Source organism: Arsenophonus endosymbiont of Bemisia tabaci Q2 (genome assembly GCF_902713415.1).
In the GTDB taxonomy this organism is placed as follows: Bacteria; Pseudomonadota; Gammaproteobacteria; order Enterobacterales; family Enterobacteriaceae; genus Arsenophonus.
This window is the reverse complement of sequence record NZ_CACTIE010000241.1, coordinates 1-3,128: the sequence shown is the minus strand read 5'-3', so window position 1 is coordinate 3,128 and position 3,128 is coordinate 1. Positions and strand designations below refer to the sequence as shown.

At 31.0% G+C, this 3,128-nt stretch carries 1 protein-coding gene and 1 pseudogene; one reads left to right on the top strand and one right to left on the bottom strand.

Features of this window, described 5'->3' with window-relative positions; all coding sequences use genetic code 11:
* Positions 1 to 856: 856 nt before the first annotated feature.
* Positions 857 to 1,501: a YchE family NAAT transporter gene (locus tag ARSQ2_RS10600; protein ID WP_181995280.1), complete on the bottom strand. Its 645-nt coding sequence runs from the start codon at positions 1,499 to 1,501 to the stop codon at positions 857 to 859.
* Between the two features lie 503 nt (positions 1,502 to 2,004).
* On the opposite strand from ARSQ2_RS10600, the pseudogene ARSQ2_RS10595 reads away from it, so the two are divergent.
* A pseudogene (locus ARSQ2_RS10595) lies at positions 2,005 to 2,899 on the top strand (aldehyde dehydrogenase family protein); the annotation flags it as partial.
* Positions 2,900 to 3,128 lie beyond the last annotated feature (229 nt).

Genomic DNA, 3,128 nt, shown 5'->3' with positions numbered 1-3,128 from the left:
AGTGATATTTACGATGGAAGAAGAAGGGTTGAGTATCCGAGAAACAGCGAAGCAATTTCGGATTGGCTCTGCATCTGTATAGCTAGGCGATTTTAAAATAATTACAAGTAATTACTCTATATCAGTAAATTTATATTGGAGAAAAACATATATTTTTGTAATCAAAATTAAGACGTTTAGCTATAATTGATGATAAAAGCTTTGGTAGCGATCTAATATTAGTTAAATATAATTACATTGCTCGCTTCTACACCTTTGATGCAGAAGAATTGGAATAAACGCCCATTATGGAACCGTGTTATCGAACGTATTTGCTATTTTTTAGCCTATTATTGTAATATTTTTATAAAATTATCAGCGTCAAAAAATTATTTTTGTTAAGTTAAGCCAATACTAATAAATCAACCAATAACATTTATTTTCCATAATTGTCAGATAATGATATTCATATACACACCTAATTTATAAAATAAGGCTAATTTTTATAAATTAGGCTGCACATAGTTAATAACAAAATTAATTCATTGAGCAGATTTCCAGCACCATAACTTGCCTTTATGTATTATAATCAAGCGGATTAGCTAACAGGAAAAATTTCAATTTTAAATTATTAATCACCCTATTAGACCATAAATTAAAATGAATATTGCTATTGAGGTCCTTATTAAAAAAGTGTTTTTTAGCCTATAGAAATAGATTTTATGATGGATTAATAATTCATAAAACTTACAATTATTAGATAAATAAATTTATTAATATAGGTTTTATATCAATATCAATATCAATATCAATATCAATATATCAAAATTTTATGAATACGTTATAAATATCAATGAGTTATGATGTTATTGATCGTTTAAAGTAATCCAGGGAAAACAGATTTAGTGCCTGTAATGATAAACTCAATTCCAAGTGACATTAATAATAATCCCATAATACGAGTAATAACATTAATTTCCGTTTGACCTAAATATTTAACGAGAATTGTTGCTGAGCGAAAAAGTAACCAACAACACAAAGCAAAAAAGATACACGTTAGCGATAGACCAACTAAATTTTGCCATCCTAACCAACGAGAAGACCAGACAATACATGAACTAATTGCTCCAGGCCCTGCCATTAATGGTAATGCTAAAGGAACAACTCCAATACTATCAAGAATAGCAGTTTCTGATTTTTCCTGTTTATTCTGCTTATCTTCACCTATTCGACCACTAATCATAGACATAGCAATGGCTGCAATAACTATTCCGCCAGCAATACGAAAAGAATCAATAGAGATACCAAATAATTTTAAAACAACCTCTCCCACCAATAACGAAATACATAAAATAATTGCCACAGAAAAATTAGCCACTAAATTAGTGCGGTTTCTTTCTGTCACAGATTGATAATTAGTCATACTAATAAATACAGGCAAAATTCCTATCGGATTAACTAACGCAAAAAGACCTAAAAAAAACTTAATATAATTAGGAAGATCCAGTAAAGTACCAACCAAAATTGAGTCCCTCAATCAAATATTAACGCTTAGCTAAAAATTAATTATTCAAAACAAATAATGTTTAGCCTAGCAGGAAAAACACTTTATCTTAGCGTAGCATACTTATCTAGCTAAAATTCAAAAATTAATTCAATAAAAAATAAGTTTCTAAATTAAATACCATACAAAATTTTGCTAACTTAATTCTTCAATATTTACTTATATTGCTAATTCAAATTATTTTTATATAACTTATTACTAAATTGATTCAGTATGCACTTTTTTTGATAAAGATCACTTTAGCGCTATTTATAAATGGTAAGCTATATATCTATTGAGTTCTCATAAATATAATGAGCGTTTTTGCTTATTTTTATAATGTGAATTTTTTTAGTCAATTAGCTTACTAAAAACAAATTAGCACTTATATAATATGTAATATGACACCTCATATTTAATTATATTGCTCCTAATCTAGGCTAATTGACTAAAAAATTTAACATTTATTAGGAGTAATCTTTATGTCTGTAACTAATGTTACTGAACTCAATGAACTTGTCATGCGTGTAAAAAAGCACAACAACAATTTGCAAATTTTACCCAGGATCAAGTTGATAAAATTTTTCGTGCTGCTGCTCTTGCTGCTGACTCTCTCATTCCTTTAGCAAAATTAGCAGTTGAAGAATCTGGCATGGGAATTATAGAAGATAAAGTGATTAAAAATCATTTTGCTTCAGAATATATTTATAATGCTTATAAAGATGAGAAAACTTCTGGCATTCTGTCCGAACATCTTACTTTTGGTACTATCACCATTGCCGAGCCTATTGGCTTAATTTGTGGTATTGTTCCAGCAACTAATCCTACATCGACAGCCATTTTTAAATTTTTAATCAGTCTAAAAACGCGTAACGGGATTATTTTCCCCCTCACCCTCGCGCTAAAAATGCCACTAACAACGCCGCCAAAATCGTATTACAAGCCGCTGTTGCTGCTGCACCAAAAGATATCATTGGCTGGATAGATGAACCCTCGGTCGAACTTTCAAATGCATTAATGCACCACCCTGATGTTAACCTTATCTTAGCAACCGGTGGACCTGGTATGGTGAAAGCAGCTTATAGCTCAGGAAAACCTGCCATCGGTGTAGGTGCAGGTAATACACCTGTCGTGATTGACAGTTCTGCCGACATTAAACGTGCAGTTGCTTCAATTTTAATGTCAAAAACTTTTGATAATCGTGTTATTTGCGCGTCAAAGCAATCAGTTGTCATTGTAGACGAAATTTACAATCAAGTGCGCGAACGTTTTGTAGCTCATGGCGGTTACTTATTAAAAGGTAAAAAGCTTAAAGCAGTACAAAACATTATTTTAAAAAATGGTAATTTAAATGCGGCTATTGTTGGTCAACCAGCTGTAGTGTGGTCTAATAAAACTGTAAAGATTTATAGCTTATAATTAAGCAAAATCTTATAGGTATAAGTATACCACGAAAAGTAAAAGTGACCTTTAGCGCAAAGCAAAAACTGGAATATGCAAAACTCATGGTTGAAGGTGGATATAGCAATATCCAAGTTGAAAAATATCCGGTGCGGGTAAATCTGCCGTATAGCGCTGGAAGGAACAATATCTTGCTGAATTAAAT